This window comes from Mesorhizobium sp. CU3 (assembly GCF_006442965.1).
GTDB lineage: Bacteria > Pseudomonadota > Alphaproteobacteria > Rhizobiales > Rhizobiaceae > Mesorhizobium.
Genome location: NZ_VFWX01000009.1, coordinates 101,536 through 121,893 on the forward strand (window position 1 = coordinate 101,536; position 20,358 = coordinate 121,893).

At 59.0% G+C, this 20,358-nt stretch carries 15 protein-coding genes; 7 read left to right on the forward strand and 8 right to left on the reverse strand.

Annotated elements, in window-relative coordinates; all coding sequences use genetic code 11:
• The first annotated feature begins 1 nt into the window (after position 1).
• Positions 2-1,255, forward strand: coding sequence for a hypothetical protein (locus FJ988_RS15565; protein ID WP_140819171.1), 1,254 nt, complete (start codon positions 2-4; stop codon positions 1,253-1,255).
• A gap of 304 nt (positions 1,256-1,559) precedes the next feature.
• Here FJ988_RS15565 and FJ988_RS15570 read toward each other — a convergent pair whose 3' ends face one another.
• Positions 1,560-2,483, reverse strand: coding sequence for a zinc metalloprotease (locus tag FJ988_RS15570; RefSeq protein ID WP_140819173.1), 924 nt, complete (start codon positions 2,481-2,483; stop codon positions 1,560-1,562).
• Between the two features lie 475 nt (positions 2,484-2,958).
• Between FJ988_RS15570 and FJ988_RS15580 the strand changes: the two genes are divergently transcribed.
• On the forward strand, positions 2,959-5,340 hold the full coding sequence (locus FJ988_RS15580) for an AAA family ATPase (protein WP_181183542.1): 2,382 nt from the start codon (positions 2,959-2,961) through the stop codon (positions 5,338-5,340).
• A complete protein-coding gene (locus FJ988_RS15585; protein ID WP_140819179.1) occupies positions 5,337-6,392 on the forward strand; it encodes an endonuclease in 1,056 nt (351 codons plus the stop codon). Before FJ988_RS15580 ends, FJ988_RS15585 begins: the two co-directional genes overlap by 4 nt.
• A gap of 84 nt (positions 6,393-6,476) precedes the next feature.
• Here FJ988_RS15585 and FJ988_RS15590 read toward each other — a convergent pair whose 3' ends face one another.
• From FJ988_RS15590 to FJ988_RS31570, 3 genes are read right to left on the reverse strand one after another with little or no spacing between them, the layout of a single operon-like run.
• A complete protein-coding gene (locus FJ988_RS15590) occupies positions 6,477-7,076 on the reverse strand; it encodes a hypothetical protein (RefSeq protein ID WP_140819181.1) in 600 nt (199 codons plus the stop codon).
• A 33-nt stretch (positions 7,077-7,109) separates the two neighbouring features.
• A complete protein-coding gene (locus tag FJ988_RS15595; protein ID WP_140819183.1) occupies positions 7,110-7,322 on the reverse strand; it encodes a hypothetical protein in 213 nt (70 codons plus the stop codon).
• A 38-nt stretch (positions 7,323-7,360) separates the two neighbouring features.
• Positions 7,361-7,564, reverse strand: a complete 204-nt coding sequence (locus tag FJ988_RS31570) for a helix-turn-helix transcriptional regulator (protein ID WP_140819186.1) — start codon at positions 7,562-7,564, stop codon at positions 7,361-7,363.
• A 784-nt stretch (positions 7,565-8,348) separates the two neighbouring features.
• Between FJ988_RS31570 and FJ988_RS15605 the strand changes: the two genes are divergently transcribed.
• Entirely contained in the window at positions 8,349-10,427 is a 2,079-nt protein-coding gene (locus tag FJ988_RS15605) for a hypothetical protein (protein ID WP_140819188.1), read from the forward strand.
• Here the strand turns inward: FJ988_RS15605 and FJ988_RS15610 are convergent.
• Positions 10,424-12,667 (reverse strand): DEAD/DEAH box helicase, encoded by a 2,244-nt coding sequence (locus tag FJ988_RS15610; protein WP_140819191.1) that lies wholly within the window; start codon positions 12,665-12,667, stop codon positions 10,424-10,426. The genes FJ988_RS15605 and FJ988_RS15610 overlap by 4 nt on opposite strands.
• Positions 12,668-12,916: 249 nt before the next feature.
• Here FJ988_RS15610 and FJ988_RS30820 point away from each other — a divergent pair, with 249 nt between their 5' ends.
• From FJ988_RS30820 to FJ988_RS15620, 3 genes are all read left to right on the forward strand, one after another.
• Positions 12,917-13,063, forward strand: a complete 147-nt coding sequence (locus tag FJ988_RS30820; RefSeq protein ID WP_181183544.1) for a hypothetical protein — start codon at positions 12,917-12,919, stop codon at positions 13,061-13,063.
• A gap of 461 nt (positions 13,064-13,524) precedes the next feature.
• On the forward strand, positions 13,525-16,230 hold the full coding sequence (locus FJ988_RS15615) for a UvrD-helicase domain-containing protein (protein WP_140819382.1): 2,706 nt from the start codon (positions 13,525-13,527) through the stop codon (positions 16,228-16,230).
• Between the two features lie 182 nt (positions 16,231-16,412).
• Complete coding sequence (locus tag FJ988_RS15620; protein WP_140819193.1) at positions 16,413-16,871, forward strand: MucR family transcriptional regulator; 459 nt, start codon at positions 16,413-16,415, stop codon at positions 16,869-16,871.
• A gap of 667 nt (positions 16,872-17,538) precedes the next feature.
• Here the strand turns inward: FJ988_RS15620 and FJ988_RS15630 are convergent.
• The 3 genes from FJ988_RS15630 to FJ988_RS15640 all read right to left on the reverse strand — a co-directional run bounded on the left by FJ988_RS15630 (position 17,539) and on the right by FJ988_RS15640 (position 20,357).
• Positions 17,539-18,333: an ABC transporter permease gene (locus FJ988_RS15630; protein WP_140819195.1), complete on the reverse strand. Its 795-nt coding sequence runs from the start codon at positions 18,331-18,333 to the stop codon at positions 17,539-17,541.
• A gap of 2 nt (positions 18,334-18,335) precedes the next feature.
• Positions 18,336-19,166, reverse strand: coding sequence for an ABC transporter permease (locus FJ988_RS15635; protein WP_140819197.1), 831 nt, complete (start codon positions 19,164-19,166; stop codon positions 18,336-18,338).
• A 78-nt stretch (positions 19,167-19,244) separates the two neighbouring features.
• Positions 19,245-20,357 (reverse strand): ABC transporter substrate-binding protein, encoded by a 1,113-nt coding sequence (locus FJ988_RS15640; protein WP_140819199.1) that lies wholly within the window; start codon positions 20,355-20,357, stop codon positions 19,245-19,247.
• Position 20,358: the final 1 nt, after the last annotated feature.

Here is a 20,358-nt window from a genome sequence, read left to right on the forward strand (position 1 = left end):
TATGGTCGATCGTATCTCAATACGCATGTACCGGGTCGGCTTCGGCGATTGCTTTTTGCTGACATTCTGGTTTGGACAAACGCCAAAGCGCGTGCTGTTTGATTGCGGCAGCCTCAGCAAGACAAAGGCTCAGGTAGCTAAGATCGCCGATGATGTCGTCGCAACCTGCACGTCGAACGACAGGGCGGCACTGGATCTCGTGGTCTGTACACACCGTCACAAGGATCATGTGAGCGGTTTCGACAACCCGATCTGGAGGACGGTGGAGGTCGGGGAAGTGTGGATGCCATGGACTGAGGATCCCGCGGACCCCGATGCCACACGCATTCGCAATCGCCAATCGGCCTTTGCCATGGCGCTCAGTCAGGCGATATCGCCTGGCGTCAGTGCGGACTTGACACCGCTGGCCAGGAATTCGGCCCGGACGATCAAGAATGCCCAGCTTGCGCTCGCGCTCAACTCTCTGACCAACGAGCAGGCAATGGCGACGTTGCACCGGGGTTTTGCGGGCAACCCGCCGCGTCGTTTTTTCCCGGCGCGGCCAGGCGACAACGCGGCTGCGCCTTCATTGCAAACCTATGCGCTGACGAGCCTGCCTGGCGTTCAGTTTCATATCCTGGGACCAAGCCGCGACGAAAAGGTTATTGCCAATATGGATCCACCAGCGGGCGCAGCCTATATTGCGCAGTCGAACGCGATGCCGGCGCAAAGCGACGCAAGTGCGGGCTGCGAACAGATCTGGCAAATCGGCGAGGCGCTGTTTCGCCAGCAGACACCAGGATCGACCTTCAACGACGAGGATAGGATTGCGGTCGAAAAAATCGCTGAAGATCCTGACTTCAGCGTTCTTGCGGCGGCTATCGACAATGCCGTCAACAACACCAGCCTGATGATCATGATCGAAGCTGGCAACCAATTCCTTCTGTTTCCCGGCGACGCTCAGTGGGGCACCTGGAAGGCAGCGATGGATCAGGTGGAGGTACGCGAACTGCTGGCCCGCACGACAATTCTCAAAGTATCGCATCATGGCAGCCACAACGGCACTCCAAAGGAATTGATCGAATCGCTGATTGGTAGCAACGTCACAGCGTTCGTATCGACTGGGACTGTCACCCAGTGGCCGGGCATACCGCGTGGGCCGCTGATGGCGGCGCTCAATCAAAAGACCAAGCTCGCAAGAAGCGACGTCGCCACGCCACCGGCGGGATTTACGGTCAAGCGCGACCTCTACGTGGAGTGGGAGACCGCGACTTAGCGGCCAATCTCCATCTTGTCGGGCGCCAGTCGCAAGACCTTCAGCCGCGATGCCGTTCCTGCCTGGTCGAGCTCGATTATGCCGCCGGGCAGGAGACGCCAAGTGCCGATCATCTGTGTCGTTCTGTCATCAGGACCGGGGCCGCTTGCAAGCAGGCGCCCACCGGGTCCCAGGCTGAATGAACGACGGCCGCGAGAGGGTGGGAACGTCCAGGAACCTGGCCGAAAGACCAGGCGGTCCGGGCCATCTTCCTCATGGGAGTGTACCCACTGCTGCTGCAGCGTCGTACTATCGATATCCGCCATTACGTCAGTTGTGCTGCGCCTGTCGTCAAATCCTTGCGCGGCCCTGCCAAGGTAGCCCTCATGCGGGCAACCTGCCCAGCCGAGAACATAAACATAGCCTTGTCGTCGACATAGTCCATGTAATTCACGAACATATCACCGTTCGGCCCGTTGTTGCAGGAGACATGGGGGAAAGTCGGCTCGTTGTAGTTCGGCAATTGCTGCCGCGGCGTGTCGGCGACCAGATCCGACCCCGAGCAGTCCTCCGTATCACCCCAAATGTGCCTGAGGTTGAGATAGTGGCCCACTTCATGCGTTGTTGTCCGACCGAGATTGAAGGGCTTCGCCGCGACGCCACCGGTGCCAAAGGCAGTGTTGCGAATGACCACGCCGTCAGTGGCCGGCGGACCTCCCGGGAACTGAGCGTAACCGAGCAAGCCGCCTTGGAGGTCGCAAACCCAGATGTTGAGATACCGCGTGGTGTCCCAGGCATCGGAACCGCCTTTGGCGGTCATCTTCACCGAATCGTCTTGGCCGAACCCGTCAACGGTCGTCTTTTGCCGGACGATCCCGGATGTTTGGGCACCGCCGGGGTCGACCTTGGCGAGCTTGAACTTGATTTTCGCATTTCCCACCAGGCTTTTCCAGGGCGCCGGCACGTTCGGCAGATCGGTGTTGGCGGCGCTGTAATCCGCGTTGAGGACGTCTATCTGACTTGTGACCTGCGCATCGCTGATATTGTCGGCCGCCTTCTTGTAGACCACGTGAACAACCACGGGCACTGTCACCGACCTTAATGCATCCACGCTCATCCGCGCGACGCGACGCTGCGTCGCCTGCTCTATTTCGACAAGTCGGGATCGGTATCCTGGATCCTGCTCCAGAAGCCGATGGTATTCGATCATAGCTCCGCATGACCGCTTGGGCGGAGATTCGTCGTTCATGGATCCCTCCGTTATCGCTGCTTGCCAATTTTAAAAAAGGATGCGTATATTTTTTCAGGACCAGATAAAAATGGCCGATCGTAAGAATAAGACTATCGCACAATCAGTGATGTATTTCCAGCGCGTGATGTATCTTCGTTGTGAAAGGAGCGCAAAGATTGCAGAGAAAGGTTTTCTTCAAAGGGCTTCGAAGGGAGCCACCGGCGAGGAAAATAAGCGCTCCCCGCAAGCCACTGAACGAAAAAAGGCTGTAGAATCATAGCTTGCGGATCGAGAAGCAGATACTGAGAGGTGTTTGGCTCCATTGACTGCATCCGGTCTCGAGCAAAGTTGGCCGGTCATCTCTCAATTAGCCCTCTGTCCAGCGGTAATGTTTCGATGGACGAACATCCAGTTGAATGGCAGTTTGTGCCCTACGCGACCGATGTCCCTAATCGATTGGTCGCAAAAGGCTCAGAAGATTCAGGACCAGGCAGTGCTATTCTTCGACCACGCCTCGAGACGTCGACAGACCCCACGCTCGTTCAACATCAGTTTTCTGGACAGCTCGCTTCGCGCGATCATGGACTATCTGGCACGGAGTTTGGAAGAACGCCTTCAGACTGACTTGCCAGCAGTCTGGAAACAGCCGTTCCAACCTGATGTGATCGAAGCGCTCAGTGTGTTGGCATACGGGAAGTGCCCTTTTTGCGAACAGCGATCCGTTGCCCTCCAACCATATCGGTTCCGCCCTCCCGCCTACGCCGAGCCAAGCGCGACCCCCGATGAAAAGCCATGTTACCTCTGGCTTTCGCTCAACTGGAACAATTTCTTTCCAATTTGCAGCGACTGCCTTCCGGCGCAGAAAGCACTGTTTCCTGTCGAGGGTCGGCGGGCGCATGCGCCGACAGCGTTGGAGCCGGAGCAACTGTTGTATGAACCTGGGCTGATAGATCGGGAAGCCGCCGTTCTGTTCTATCCAGGAGAGCCGGCCCTGCTTGAATCGGGAATTGAAATTGCCAAGGATGGGAACTTGGTGGCCTCCGATGTCCGAGGCGCCGCCACGATATCGCATTTTGCATTGAACCGGCACCCGTTGGTCGTAAGACGCCGGCAGGCTATCGAGAGTCAAATAGAGGCTCTTCGAAACGGATCTGCGGTCGGTGGCGGTGCGCCGTTGGAACAAGCAGAGTTTGGCGGCTCCCGATACCTGGTGTTGCGCCAGCTGGCCCAGTTCTTGTCGGAACGATATGACGAGGCGCCGTCGCTGGACCCACAAAACATTCAAGGCCTTTTCGATATCTGGATCGCCGAGCGGCCCGACTTCCCAATAGCGCTGGCGAGCGCAATCCGCCGGCTCAGCCCCAAGGGCGCCACGAAAGCCAAGGAAGCCGTACGATCGAGGACGTTCCCGCATCCGCGGCCGCGCGTTGATTTTCCTCGCTTGGGCTCGGTGCGGATCAAAAACTTTAAATCCCTGGAAAGCATCGGGATTGCGCTACCGGAGAGGGCCCGCATCCGCGCTTCGTTGATGCCTGCAGAGGCAACCGAGGAGCCAGGGGCGCCATGCCTGCTTATCCTGGGTGAGAATGCGGCTGGCAAAAGTAGCCTCCTTGAGGCAATAGCGCTTGCCTGTCTGGCTCCCGCAACGCGATCGCGACTCAAGCTGAACCCGGGCATGCTTGTCCTGAAGCCACAGTACATGGGTGCGCCGGCCGGCTACCAAGGGCCTCGCGCGTCCGAGATCGTGCTGGCATTCCACGGCGGGAGCGAACTTGGCGTCACTATCAACGAAAATGGCATTACGACGACCGGAAAGGAACTGCCGCTTGTCTTCGCCTACGGGGCGCACCGACTGTTCGGCGGCAAGGAACGACGCGGGGCGATCCGCCATGTGGATACTCTGTTCGGATACGATCGTCACATTTCCAATCCCGCCGCCTGGTTGATCAACCTTGCCAAGTCGCAGCCGCAAGCACTCAATGAAGTCGTGAGCGCGCTCCGTCACATCATCCAAATCGACGGAGAATTTCAGAACATCGAGGTCGGCCCCGACGAGCACGACGGCTCCGAGCGCTGCTACATCAATATCAGGAAGCAGAGGCCGAACGGGACGAGTTACATCGTTCGACAGCAGCTGGAGGTGGCCTCCTCAGGGTATCGCGCGATACTGGCGCTGGTGTGCGACGTGTTCCAGGGTCTGATGGCGGCTGTGGGAGCTTCGCGTCGACCGGCGTCTGCACGAGCGCAAGGCAGCGACGCAAGAGAGGCACGTTCGGCGCGGCATTCGAATGCGATCGTGCTCATAGATGAGGTCGAAGCCCATCTTCACCCGCGATGGAAGCTCAACATCATCACCGGTCTGCGCCGCGCACTGCCCCGGGTCACCTTTATCCTTACATCGCACGACCCCCTTTGCGTCCGTGGCATGTTGAACGGGGAGGTGATGATGCTGAACCGCTTTCAGATCCTCTCCGAGCCCGGTCAAGATCAGTTGCCGGAAGCGGTTGAGCAGGTGCACGACTTTGGCAATATCGAGGAAATGACCGTCGAGCAGCTTCTGACGTCGAACCTGTTCCAGCTGTTTTCGACAGACGACCAGAGGACGGACGAAACATTCTCGGCGATATCTCGCACATTGGCTCGCCAGCGCAACGGCGAGCCACTCAACACCGAAGAGCAGGTTGCGCTGGAGAAATTCAATCGTGAGATTGCCCAAGCCCTGCCATACGGACGCACGGAGATAACCCAGGTCATTCAGGAGGCAGTCGCCGAGTATCTGGAGCAGCGCCGCAAAAGGGATCAAAAGGCGACCGGCATGGCGAGGGACAGAGCGAAGGCCGCCGTAAGAGACTTTCTGCAGAGCCTCCTCCAATGAGGAAAGTCGACCGATCGGCAGTCGGCGAGCCGCCCGATCTGCACAGCCGACGTCCGTCGGACGGCAAGACCGAGCTTGAGCTGGTGACCCAACATATGAACGGGCCTCGAAGGCATGAGGCGTTCGACTTCACCAGGTACAAGCAAGCATCGGTCAAGACCGCGCTTGAGCAGCTGTTCCACGGCAAGTGTGCCTATTGCGAGAGCTTTTACGGAGCCACTCAACCGGTCGATGTTGAGCACTTTCGACCGAAGGGGGAAGTAGAGAATGCTGACGCTCACCCCGGCTATTGGTGGCTCGCAATGGAATGGACAAATCTTTTGCCGAGCTGCATCGACTGCAATCGCCGCCGTAAGCAGAAGACACCAAGCCCCAGGGGCAACGGGAAGGCAACGCTTCTCGACAGCGGTGAGTTTGATCGATCAAAGAGCTTGAACACTGGCAAGGAGTGTGCCTTTCCCTTGATCGGCGGTGTCGTTCGAGCCATGAAGCCCTCGGACGACTTGTCTGCGGAACGTCGCTTGCTGATTGACCCGACTATTGACGATCCGGACGCACACCTCGCGTTCCACGTCGACAGGGCCCATCTCGTGAGCCTCGTATATCCGCGGCCGCTCAGCCCTGGCGAGGCGCTTGCGCTCCCGGAGGCGATGGCGGACCCGGAGGGATTGGCGACGGCGGCCAAGGCCGCCAATGTGAGCCCGATGGGCATGGTTTCGATTCAGATTTACGGATTGAACCGACTTGGACTCGTGCAGAACCGCACCAAGGTGCTGCGCGATATGGAGTTTCTGCTCGAGCTCAGCCTGGATCTGGAGGAGATCGCAGTCGAGCTCGACGACAGAATAAACGCGCGGTCTCTCAAACTCTCACAGCGGCCCCGCGCCAAAGATGCGGAGTTGGCAAATGATTTGAGGGCGGACCGCCGCATACTGGCAAAGATCCGCCAGTTCACTGGCGAAATCCGCTCGCAATTGCGCGCGCGTACCAACGCGTCGTCGCCTTATTCGAGGCTGGCGCGAGCATGGGTCGAGGCCTACGTGGCCAGTTGACCCCGGCACGACGCGTGCCAAAGCCTTGCGGACACAATCCACTGGCTACGAACTGGACCCTTGGAACCGGCGTGGCCAGCCCTGCTAAAGCTTGGTCAGAAACGGCACGCCTTTGACGAACTTCGGATGACAGCAGTCCTTGAAAAGCTGCAGGATGGCGATCCATCCGTTTCGAGATATGTCCCGGTACAATAGATCATATGCCAATTGCCGAAGCTTCTGTTCGCTGATCCCAACATCCAACTTTATCTCAGCGCTCAGGTTAATTTCAAAAAGATAAAGTGCGAATAGTTCATTCAGAAGCTCTAAATCATCATGTGACTTGTCAGAAAGCTGCGTAAAACCTTGATCATTCACACCTGTAAAGCTGGGTGAATCAGGTATAACTTGTATCGGTTTTAATCTTGGTATCCACTTCAGAAGGAAAGCGCACCGCTTTGTGCAGTCGAGCTTCTTTCGGAAAGGATCCGTTTGGTGATAATTCTTGTACCTGGCAATGTCCTGATAGGCACTCTCGACAGCGAGGTATAACCGCCGCGGCGAAACGACGATCTTTATCTCGTCGCCAACGAACTTTTTATTTACAATTTCTTCGATGAAATCTTCAGCAAGATCCCAATAGCTGATAAGATACTCAAGTATCTCTTCTTGTGTGTACCTGAAATACCCTTTCTCTTCGTCCATGAATAGGCCCCCCTCTTGGTATTGAAAGGAAGTCTATTTGCTGGACGAAGAAAGGGCTTTCATCACCCGAACATATCGTTCGGCCCTCTTCCCCACCGTCTCTTTGCTCACTTTCTTGACTGCCTCGATATCGTAATCGGGAGCGCTGTTGTCACGTTTCATATGAGCAATGTTTCGAATTGGCCTGTCCGGCGCCATGAGCAACTCTGCCGCCTTTCGCTTGGCCTCTGGGCTGGTGCGAGTCATGGGATGCCCTTTCTCTCGTCAATACATCCAGGCTGTGACTACGTCAGTTCATCGATATCCACCGGCCTTCCGAGCAGATCGGATAGCGCCTTCGCGATCTTGGAGAGTGTGAGTTCGCTCGGGCTTCCTCCATTCTCGGCGGAAGCGATTGTCCCACGGTCCAAATTCGCTCTTCGTGCCAGTTGGTTCTGGGAAGCGCCCGCCTCCAGCCTCAACTTCTTGATCACAGACGACCTCGCCATCGCGACTCTCAAAACGGTCAGTACAACAGGCCAAAACCCGCTAGATTCGACAAAATCCTACCACATTCCGCTGAATTCCGCACCTTTATGCGTTTTTCAGCAGTTTGCAATCGGAACTGGCATAAAGAAGCGGCTTTCCACCGAGTTCTTGCTAGTCCGGCGACAGGAATGGCCCAGTCCCCGCGCCGCAGACGCGCGACGTTTGCGACGGTGGCAGCGAAATCTTGCGTGGCCTGCTGTTGCGTATGGCGAAATCTGTTGGTCTATGACCCGGTTAGCAGTGCAGTGCTGGCTGCTGTCGTATCTCGCTTCCGTAGAGCCCCACAAGAGAGATCAGAAATGCCTCGCGATCAGATGGTGGGCCCACGTCATTACCCAGCGCCCGGCCGATGCGCGCCGCAACGACGCGCCTTTGCCAATCTGCGGGCACGAAAACGGTCAGCGCTCGATATCGGTGCCCTTGATCGGCCGTGGACGTAGGCGCTCCTCAAATTGCGGACAAGGCGCCTAACGGTGACGCCGCCCGGTTGCTGCTCGCTTTCAAGATCAAATAGAGAAGAACAAACAGGCGCGTGGACAGATAGTCGATCTGTGCCGTGGTCTCGAGCGGCTCTTGCGACGTCTCGGAGTGGCGAATGCGGTGGGTGTTGCCAATCTTCGTCAGTGCGCAAGATGACCGCGTCGATCGCCTCCGGATGCTGGTAATAGTCGAGCCGGGTTGCTTTCCGTAAGCGTTCGGGCACTGTGAAGAGGGTAACGGAGACTGCGGTATAGCGGGGTGCGCATGGCAGGCGAGGTAGCTCTCGAGGATCTAAAGCCACAGCTTGTGATCGTTCCGTACAAGCTGGCGGCGGACGCCACGGCCGAGGCCATCGTCGCGGCAGTCGCTGGTCGATGGGAGAGGCTAGTTGCAACTAACCCCGCAACAGGCGCTACCCGCAAGGAGGTCCGCGGCGTCACCGTGATGAAGACCTGGAAGGAGGACGGCTGGCTCGTCACCGGAGCGCACTATCTCCTCGAACGACCGCCTGCCTGGCTACGCCGATACCGCAAGGCCCCTGAGCCAGGGGAGGACCCGGACGAGCCGCTGCTCCTCAACCGCACTCACCATCTCGCGCTGTTCACGGTTCAGGAGGGTCTCGCCGCCATCCACGCTACGGAAGACGCGCCGGCGAGCAACCTTCAATCGTGGCTTGCCGATGGGCGAGTCGGTGACAGTTTCTCGGCGAGTGCACCGATCGAGCTGGTGAACCGTGACGTGCTGGAAAGAACCTTCATCAAAGGTACCGCCAAGCAACTTTGGATGCAGGGCATTCACCAGCCGACGACGTTAAAGCCGGACCGCAAGATATTCTTTGGCCGCGACCTGCGCGATGCGATCGATTCGTACGGCGACCAGACATTTGATCCGAGCGGGGCCATCTCAGACCTCATGGCTGACGGAAAGCAGCCGGACGCCGAAGTCCTGGCTGATGGCGAGGATTGGCGTCCGCCTCGACGCGTCGGGCTGGTCTTCGAGGAGCGGCGGGTTTGGACGACCCCGCCGGCCTCGTTCGAGGGATTCCGCCGCAGCCTCGGTGACTTGTTCAACCGGATCCGTGCCACCGAAGGACAGCCGGTGGTCGGCAACGAAGGGCGGAGTCAGCATGGCTACCGCTTGCTCGCGCAGTCGCGTCCAAGCACCGAGTTGGCGGAAGCGCAGGAGCCAATCGAGGTTTATCTTGGCGCCGCCGCCGAGGAAGCCTTGCGCGTCAGTGCATATGGAGACCATGAACGCGATCTCGAAGAGCGCTGGCTCGAGTCGGGACGGGTCGAGCTTGCGCGGCAGGGTCCTGGAGCCGAGTTCGCGATGGCGGTCTTCCTCGACGACGAGCACCTGCTCGATCTCGCAGTCCGACCTGTGCCGATCGGTGATGATCGCATAGGGTTTCAGGTCGCCGCCGAGGCCTATCATGTCCCAATCGACGATCGCCGCGTCGTGCTATTCGATGAACTGCAGCGCGACATCGATCGCCGGCTCTCGGTCTGGTACGCCAGCGGGCAAGTGATCCAGAGTGGAAGGCTGTTCAAGCCGGAATGGCGTGATGTGCCCTTCGACTCTTGGCGCTGGTGGTCCTTCGGCGACAAGGCAGCCTTCTACGATATCACTAAGGAGAAGCCGAAGGCTGGGCTTGGTGCGATCGGTAGCGAGGACTCGCTGTTCGACTTCGTCGTCCAAACTGCGGTCACCTGGTTCGACCCGCAGGGAGACTGGCTGGCGATCTGCGACGATGCAGCCGGCGAGATCGCTGACTTCATCCTCATAGAGCCCGGGCGCCGTCGGCTCTGGTTGGTTCACGCTAAGGGCGCGTTCTCGGGTAGTGAAAGGCGGCTCATCGCCGTCGCCCCCTATGAGCAAGTCGTCAGTCAGGCCAAGAAGAACGTGAGATTCTTCGACGCGGTGGCACTCAGCAAGGAGTTGGGGCTCCGCGTCGCGGCCATCGCGCCGGACAAGCCGGGACCGCCTTGCTGGCGGAACGGAGCGCCGTCGGACTCGAAGACGGCACTCGATGAAGCAATAGCCTTCCTCGATTCGAACCCCGCATTGCGCGAGCCGACGGCAGTCGTGCTGCAGCCGCACGTCCATGAACTGGCGCTCGCGGACGCGGAAAGTGCTCAGGAGAAAAATCCCGGGGGCTCCATCAGCGCGATGCTGCTGCTGCGCCTCAAGTCTTTGTTGGCAGACACCGAGATCACCTTTGAGCGGATCGGCGTCCGCTTCCTGGTGTTCGGGGACAAGACCCCGCGAACACCCAAAGCCGTGAAAGCACCAAAGGTCGCGAGAGGGGGCAAGAAAAGGGCCAGGGCGGTGGGGACGCCCTAGCTGTTGACGAGAAGGCGCTGCGCCGCACGCGCGGCGCCGGGGGCATCGAACATCAGCGAGGCATAGCTAACGCGGCGCAGGTACGGGCTGAGCAGGTAGTCGAACTTCTCGATGCGCGTATCCTTTACGTTCCGGGCCAGCTCGGAAACGTTCGGCAAGGTAGGCTTCGCACTGTCCCAGCTGGCGATCTGCTCCAGGTATCGGGCGAGATTGGCGGCTTTGTCGACGGTGATGGCGGTACCGATCGATGATGCGGAAAGTCCAAGGAACCGGAGCGCTGCGATCAGCGTCGTCTGCGCAGTCGGCCCGGTCCAGGGGAATAGGATCGCACCCTCGCCGCGATCCAGGATCGCGCGTCGAGCAAGATCGAACTCGTGAAAGGCTGTGCGGCCCTCTTCGAGGCAGGCCTTGGCGCGGGCTCCCAGACGGACGTTGATGCCAGTGGGCAAGCCTTCGCGGTCACGATAGAGCTGCTCCATCCGCGCAACGATCTGCTGGGAGGGAGGGATTGGAGGACCGGCAAAGCGCGGTGCATTGCCGCCCGTGCTCTGGGCGACGATGATAGTAGGCGGTGAACTGAGAACTTTCTGGACGATCCACTGCCGTCCGGCGAAGAGTATGCGCTCCCCTGCTTGGATGCCATGTCCGGCGGGTATGGTGCCGAGCTGGCTGGGGCCGGCGCGGACGACATAAGTTGGGCCGGACTGGAAGGCCGCATAAAGCTGCGGCCCCTTGCGCAGACGCTCGATGGTTCTACCAAGCTGAACAAGGGTGTCACGACCTCGGTGTGTAAGCGTAACGAGCTCCTCGCTCTCAAGGCTTTCGAGGACCGCAACGAGCAGCTTGGGATCGACATGCTTGAACGCGCCGCGCGTGATCAGTTGTTCGATGAGAGCGGAGACGGTGATCTCGGCGCTGCCGATGATTGTTGACAGCGACTGCTGAATAAGCGTCGAAAGATTGGGCAGGTTTTCCGCAGGTGGCTCGAAGCGCCGTTCGCTCGTCAGTGCTACCTGAGCGACGGCCTGAAACGTCGGCAAGTGAAGGCGCTCAATGGGGTGGAGGTCGGTACCAGGTGCCGTTTCGCGAATGTACATGCGCAGCGCACTGACCTTGCCCGACTTCCGGCCGGAGCGGCCCAAGCGTTGACGAAGTGAGGCAACACTGGGTCCGGCATCGATCTGGCCGACCTGCTCGATGGCACCGATATCGATTCCCAATTCGAGGGTCGGCGAGCATACGACGACGACCTTGTCGTGAGTTTCGTCACGAAGCGCAGCTTCGGCCTTAGTGCGAAGCTTGCGCTCGAGCGAGCCGTGGTGCGGAAACACCTCTCCTCGTGTGGGGTCGTGTACTGCAGCTTCCTTCAAGTTGGTCGCCACGAACTCGACGAGGCCGCGGGAGTTGGCAAAGATGAGGCTCTTGCCGTGGCCAAGAAAATCGTCGGCAGCAGCCTTCGCGATCTGCTCCAGCGCAGTAGGTTCTCGTTCGCCATCGGGCAGAACGCGCGCTTCGGGTTGGTAGAAGGCCTCGACATGATAGTTGACGGGCGTGAGCGACGTATCGTCTGCGGCAATGATAACCCCATCGGCATCGTCCGCCCGAAGGAACCGCCGAACCTGCGGGAAGATGTCGGGATCGAGCGTTGCCGAAATGCCGATGCGGCGGATGCGGCGTCCAAGCTGACCCTCGATGCGCGACATGATCGAAAGCAACTGCATGCCGCGAGCGGTGCCGAAGAACGAATGGATCTCGTCGATGACGATGGCACGCAAGGGAGAGAGCAGGTTCCGGAGGTCGTCCCCGGGCCGGATGAACATCGCTTCTAGCGATTCCGGCGTCGTGATGAGAACGCCGTTCGGCAAGCGTCTCGCGCGCTGTTTCGTACTCTGCGAGACCTCACCATGCCATGCGGTCACCTTGCGATTTGAGGCGCCGATCATCCCCGCGAGACGATCATGCTGCTGGTTGATGAGCGTCTTGAGCGGGCAAATGTACAGCACCTCGAAGCCGTGCGGTAATGCCTCGCCCATGAGTTCGGAAAGGAGCGGCAGGAAGACCGCCTCGGTCTTGCCGGTCGCGGTCGGGGCGGTAACCAAAAGGTCGTGGTCGGGGCTTCCGGCAAATTCCTCGATCACCTTGGTCTGGATCGGGCGCAAACTGGCCCATGACTGCGCGGCCGCCCAGTCGCGCAGCGTGGCATTGAGGTGGGCCAGTATCTTGAGATCCTGCTTGCGCATCGGCGATCCTCGTTGAGGGTACTCTCGTCATGATGGAGGACTGCGAACGCGGCAATCGGGCTCTCCGACTGACCTGACGTAGCGCACGAAATGACATAACTATACGAGTACCGGTTTGCTGCCTCAAGATGACGAGATGCATTGCATCGGCCAACTTGTAAATGAAATAGCGGGCAAACGCAGATTGCTGTCGAGTGTTCGTCATGCACGTGTAGTAGTGCCGGCGATGTATCAGGCGGGAGGTAAAGGATGGCCTTCGTACTCAAGACGCGCGGCGGCACGCTCGATGACAAGGACTCGGCCCAACTGGCCGCGCTGACGGTCGCACTGCAGCAGGCTTCACCACAATTGCTTCGACATCTCCACGGCGGGCTCGTCACGAAAAGAACGGGGTAGCTATCGCGACGCGGTTCGCCGGTGTCGTGCCCGACGGGTTCGGGCTCGGTCAAACCTGGCAGCAAACCTTTGTCGTCTGGCGCACAAGCGCGTTCGAGACGATCCAGACGAACTTGGCCATGTTGACCGCTTTGGTACGTTACTCTTCAGGCTAGCCGCGAAATCCCAAACGACATGCTCAAGGTATCCGCATCCATCACCAAAGAGATGGCATGCTTGCAGGCACTGAAGCCGACGGGCGTGGCAAAAACGCCCCGATTATCAACTGATCACGCTAAAGCGACTGCCGAGAAAAATACCCAGGCCCTACTCAAAATGAGTTCCGGGCATTTGGAACGTCTCAATTAGTTCATGATAATCGGCTCGTCGGAACCACTTGCCTACCGAGAGTATTGAACGTGGCTTTGACCAAATTGCTATCTGGCCGCTCCCGGACCTACCGCCCAGGTTTCTTTGCGCGGATGTTTCCAGTGGGAAAATGGAAGCTGATCCTAGACCCGAAAAGCTCGGGACATTTCTGGCTGGCTCAAGATCGCGAAGTTGAGCTTAGCTGCCTCGACATCGTCTCTATTTCCACCAGCAAAGCCCTCTTGTGGCACACAGTCGAGATACGAACTCGCGACCGGACAGACACCCTGTCGGCACTATCGGGTGACGCGGCCACACAGCTGGCCGCGGACCTTCGTGCGTTCATAAATACTCATCTCTTTGGGCTGATCGCCACCGAGGGGGAACGCCTGTGCGACGTCGACGACAGGCTCCGGCAGATCACCGAAGGCAACAGACAGTATCTGGCGCAAGGCGATCTCAGCAGGGCCATCGCGAGCGTTCCCGGCGCTGCGGCGGCCGCCCTCTCTCACCCGCTTCTCGACCCGGGTCTGATGCCGGCGGAGCTCAAAGCCTCCCTCCCGGCCTCGTTCGCCATGATAACGAACCCGGGCGTGCGCCATGCCTACAACGAGGCTTTCGTCAGCTCGGAATTGAGCAAGTTCCAGCCGTTCTTTGACGATCTCGACCGGCGCTCGTTTTCCGGTCAGCAGCGCGAGGCTTGTATCCGCCTGGAGGACAACAACCTGCTGGTGGCCTCGGCAGGATCCGGCAAATCCGCGACGATGGTCGGCAAGGTCGCCTACGTCCTGGAGAAGCAACTCTATCGGCCCGACGAGATCCTGCTCCTGGCCTTCAACAGAAACGCAGCCGATGAACTCAGGACGAGGATCGCGGCTCAGTTGCAGGTCGCGGAGGACGCCCTGGAGTGCCGCGTCACGACGTTTCATGCTCTCGGGCGCGGAATCATTGAGGAGGTCGAAGGCCGGCCACCACAGCTCGCCAACTGGGTGGATCATCCCGCTGGCGAAACCAGGGTCATCGAAGAGATAATCCAGAACCTTGTCGAGAGCGATCCGGAATTTGCCCGGATGTGGGCCGAGCTTCTCGTCGTGCATCCCAAGGCCGACATCCCGATAGAGGTATTTGACGGGGAGGCCGACTACCAGCGGTACGTATCGGACACCCTTAGAAAGGGCAGCGCCACGATCGGTTCACTGTCGGAAGTGATCGTAAAGTCGTTGCAGGAGAAGAAGATCGCCAACTGGCTGTGGCTGCATTCGGTCGTGTTCGAATACGAACGGCAAATTGCGGTGGAGGAAGACGGTGGTAGCGTCCGCCATCTGCATCCGGATTTCTACTATCCGCAGTCCGAAACTGTGCATGAGCATTTCGCGCTCGATGCCGACGGAACCTCGCCGTTTGCGGACTACGCCGAGCACGCCGAGAACAAGCGGCAGGCATATCGCCGCAATGAGATCGATTTCTTCGAGACGACCTCCGGTCAGGCCAGCGACGAGACGTTGCTCAGCACGCTCGAATCCGAACTGGCGCGTCGATCCATACCTTTCGAGCGCAGGAGATACACCGAAATCACCAAGGCGCTCGATCCGGTGATTATCAAGCACTATCACCAACTGATATCCACCTGCTTGAAGCACATACGCGCCAGCCACCTCACGCTCGACATGCTGCTCGAACGGGCCAAGACCTTGCACGACAAGGTGCGTGCGAGGCTGTTCGCGCGCGTGATCTGGATGATCACTCAGGGTTATTCCCGAAAACTCGATGAAGCCAGGCGGATCGACTTCGATTCGATGATCGCGGATGCGGTGCGGCTGGTCGAGACCGGCCGATATCGAACCCCCTATTCTCTGATTCTCGTCGATGAGTTTCAGGACATTTCCGAGCCGCGCGCCAACCTGATCAAGGCGCTCAAACAGCAGAAAGCGTTCAGCAAGGTGTTCGCGGTCGGAGACGACTGGCAGTCGATCTATCGCTTTGCCGGATCGGACATCACGATCTTTACACGCTTCGAAGCGAACTTCGGGACCAGCTGGCAAGGGCGCCTGGAACAGACGTATCGCTGTAACCAGCTCATTGCCGAAACGGCCGCCAAGTTCATCCAGCGCAATCCCGAACAGATCAAGAAGTCCGTCCGCTCGACGCGCCCGGCCGTGCCGCGATCGATCCGTGTCATTCCCATTGAGGATAAGCGCGACAAGCCGGACTTTGCGGCGGCCTGTCAGCGCCTGCTCGAACGGCTTGATGCCGGTCTGGGCGGCATCGCCAATCGGTGGCGCGACGAAAATCGCGACAGACTAAAGGTTTTGGTGCTGTGGCGCTACAACGTTCTCGATCCATTCGAAGGGCGGCCGCCGTCCTTTGCCAACATTGAGGTGGCCGGGCTGTCGTTTCACCGGGCAAAGGGCCTTGAGGCCGACTATACGGTCCTGCTCGATGTCAGTGAGGGTAACTACGGCGTACCAAGCCGCATCGAAGACGATGAGCTGCTGAATTTGGTCATTCCCCGACCCGAGACCTTCGCCTACGCGGAAGAACGACGCCTATTCTACGTAGCGCTCACGCGTGCCAGCCGAGGCGTCTACATGCTTACCAATCGCCGTCAGCCATCCCGCTATATTCAGGAGCTTTGCGAGATCGCCGGCGATGAAGTTCGCTTCGAGACGGTTGAGGGAGCCGAATTGAGCCAATGTCCGGCCTGCCTCGTCGGCCAATTGGTGGAACGGCGCAACAAAGATGGATCGAAGTTTCGTGGGTGCAATCAATTCCCGGATTGCAAACACACTGAACCGGCGAACGTAGTGCGAAGACGGTAACCGTCTGCACTCATTGTGACGGCGAACTGGGACCCGCTGGGAACTCACGCTCAAACTAGCGTTGAGCTGAGCTTGGCCTGACGGGAGAAAGAAGCAGCTGTAGATTTATCTCGGTATCGCTCAAAATTGCGATATACGGAAAATGGGCGACGCGCATTTGACCCCATACTAGGAGCGAATACTTGAGTGATCAAATCGAAGCCGTGACAACTGATCTGGTCGGGCTGACGGCAGACATTGTCTCTGCCTATGTCAGCCAAAACCCCCTGCCCGTCGCCGGGCTGCCAGACCTCATCGCGTCGATCCATTCGTCGCTTGCAGGCCTTAGTCAGCCGAATGTGCCCGAGCCGTCTCAACAGGAACCCGCCGTCAATCCGAAAAGGTCGGTAACGCCGGACTACATCATCTGCCTTGAAGACGGGAAGAAATTCAAATCGCTGAAACGTCATCTGGCGGTTCACTACGGACTCACGCCGAACGAATACCGCGAAAAGTGGGGATTGAAGCCAGACTACCCGATGGTAGCGCCGAACTACGCGGCCCAAAGATCTACGCTAGCGAAGGCGGCGGGGCTCGGACGCAAACCGCAACCTATCCCGACCCGAAAGGCGCCTGCCAAACGAAAGCCTAGGGCTTCGTGAAGGCGAGCTCGTCGGTGCGTCAACCTCGGGCGCGCGGTGAGGAGCATTAGCCTATCGAGAACTTGGTCCATGCCACCTAATTTCGAGCGATCTTCGGCGACGTTACACGCTATGCAGCGCGTCGCCGATAGCAGAAGAGTGCTTTTTCGATAGTGGGTTTCGCGATGTAGCGGTCTCCCGCTACCATCATTCCCCCGACGCTTTGACGCCATTGGGGAAGGCTTTCTCGCCTAGGAGTGACGCCCGGCGATTTCCACCTCGACTCCTGCGAGCCTTGACGGGTCGCGAAACACTGTCACGGTTTCGACCAAGTCACGCATCGCCTCTGCAGTTTCGGAATCGCCGGAAGCAAAGCCTCTGGCAAGCATTGTCTGAAGCTGTTCAGTTGTTCCTCCTAGCTTGCCAGCACCGCAGGATGCAGCCCGATCGCTCCGGTCGCGACGGGCCGCTTCATGCGCCCTTGTGGTTTGACCTGATGGAAGAGCGCCATGGCGACCTGGGCCAAGCGCAGCTGAAGCCGGTGGAGAGCCGTACCTGGGCATACCTGACCGGTCGCGCTGCTTCGAGAAAGATGTCATCGACGCCATTCCTTGCGGCGCTGCGCCAACCTCGAACATTTCAGCGAAACTGGTCACATCAATGGCGGCAACCTCCAGCGATCAAACGCTTATGCTTCGCGCAGGGATTGACGTGCCTCGGCGACGAGTTTGAGCACTATAGCGACAGTGGTAACGGCGATGAGTACGACGGATATAGAAGCTATGACCGGGTCGATATTGTCGCGCAGCCCCGACCACACCTTGCGCGGCAGCGTGATGATATCGACCGACGTAACGAACAGCGTCACCGAGATTTCCTCCCAAGAGAGGATAAAGGACAAGAATGCGGCCGAGATCACGCCAAATCTGATGTTCGGCAGGATCACCCAAAACGTCGTTTGCCAGACGGAGGCACCGAGATTTCGAGCAGCCATCTCGATGCGCCGGTCTATTTGGGACAGCGAGACCATTATGGTAACAACGGCATACGGCACCGACATCGCGACGTGCGCGATCACGGCCCCGATCAAGGTATCGTACACGTCGGCGCTTGTGACGAAGAAGTAGAGCGTCAGGGCGGAAATGATGGGCGGGACGGCCATCGGCATCAGCACAAGGCCCAGCAGAACCCCGGTTAACCTCGATCGCACGTACCAGACACCGACGCAAAAGAGAGTTGCGAGTACGGTCGAAACAAGTGCCGTCAGAAACGCGATCAACAGGCTGGTCTGGATGCTTTGCAGCCATTCGCTATTGGACACCATCTCGCCGTAGTGCTGCAGCGACCACTGGCCCCCAGGCATTGAGAGGAAGCGTTTGCTTGTGAAGGACACGGGAATGACGGCAACCAATGGCAGGACCAAAAAGACCATGGCGGCGTAGACCGCAACCGTGCTGAGGATGCCTGGTCGTTGATCGCGCATGACTACCTCGCAAACTGCTCGATGCGAACCAATTTCAGAAGCGCGCCGATCATGATGCTGACAACAAGCAACAAGGAAACGGCCAATGCCGCGCCAAGGCCCCATTTCGCCGTCTGCGACATCTGGGTGAAGATGTATTCGGCAATCATCACCACTCTCCCTCCCCCGAGAATGGCAGGCGTGATGAAGAACCCGAGCGTAAATACGAAGACGATGAATACCGACCCGATAACGCCGGGGAGCGACAGCGGCAGGAATATCTCAAGAAAGCGTCGAACGGGCCCCGCGCCAAGGCCGCGCGCCGCGCTCATGATCCGTGGATCGATCTGTCGCATGACCGCCAAGATCGGGAACACCGCAAACGGCACCATGAAGTGAACCATTCCGATCACGACGCCGAGATCGTTCCTGACCAATGCGAGCGGCTCCGAGATTAATCCCCCCGCGAGAAGCCACTCGTTCAGCAGCCCTTTTGGTCGCAGCACGATCAGCCAGCCAAACGCACGGATCAGCACCGATATCCAAAACGGTATGAGCACGCAGAGTTCAACGAAACGCCGCCGCCAGGGCGGCCCGAACGTCCAGTGGTAGGCGAGCAGGTAGGCGATCAGAACCGCGGCGACCGTCGTTGTGAGGCAGAGATCGAGAGTCCGCCACGCTATCGCGTGGATGTTGTCATCGACCATAATCCGATCGTAGTTCTGCAGGCCCCGGGTCGGATCCGTAAAGCTCCACCTCAACACACCAAGCAGCGGAAAGACGTAAGCCACGATGATCGCCAAGGGCAGAGGAGCCACGAAGACCAGCCACTCGACGGCCCTGCGATGAACCATGCCTCACTCCTCCAACAAAAGAAGGCGGCGAGCTCGACGCCCGCCCCCCCCCCCCCCCCCCCCCCCCCCCGCCGGTACTTAACTGGCTACCAGCGCCACAAACTTGTCGAGCGCTGGCCCGTAGTTGTCCGCATACCAGTTCATGTCGATGAGATGCATTTTGGCGAGGTGTTCCGGCTGGGTACAATTGACCCGCTTCAGATCGTCCGGAACCTTCGCAGATGCCTCGGGATTGGCGGGTCCAAAACCGATCAGCCGAAGCATGTCGATCTGGATGGCCGGATCTTGGGCGAAGGCAATGAACTTGTTTGCCGCTTCCGCGCCCGCCGGGTTGTTCTTCATGTACCCCCAACCGTCCGGCGCGTAGAAGGCGTCATTGAAATCGAAGGTCACATCCTGATTGGTATCCCGGTCGACGATGATGGCGCGCGTACCCCACAGGGTGCCCATGGCCGCGTCGCCGTCGCGCATCAGTTGCTGGCTCTCCGCACCCGAACTCCACACGCTCACCACATGCGGCAGCAGAGCCTTGATCTTCGCGAAGGCCCGATCGAGATCCAATGGATACAGGTTTTCGGGCTTCACACCGTCTGCCAGCAGCGCCGCTTCCGGCATCCCGACCATCCATTTTGGAAAGGTGCGTTTTCCCGGGAATTTCTCGACATTGAAGAAGTCCGCCCAGGTTCTCGGCGGATTATCCCCGAACTGGGCCTTATTATAGACCAAGACATAGGAGTTGTAGCCAACAGCCACGCCCCACTTGTGCGTTCCGCCCTGCACAACCTTGTCCTTGTTGACGACCGAATAATCAATCTCGCCGAGATATCCCTTCTTCCCGAGCGTGATCGATGAGAAGTATTCGAGATCCATGACATCCCAGGAGATCTTGCCGCTCTCGGCTTGCGCCTGGACGGCGCCTTCGCTTGGGCCGGAGCCGTCGCTCTTTACTTCGAGCCCCGCCGCAGCGGCGAATGGCGTGGCCAAGGCCTTCTCAAACCCTTTCGTGCCATCTCCACCCCATGAAACGAGCGTGAAGGTCTTTTGCTGCGCCCACGCCGGGCTGAGGGCGCCGGCGGACGCGGTGAGGCCCAATGCTCCCATCAGTTTCAACACCGCGCGCCGGTCTACCTCTCCACGCGCCATGCGGTGCTCGAGTATGTCCAGCCAGTCACTTCTCGTCGCTTCAATCATG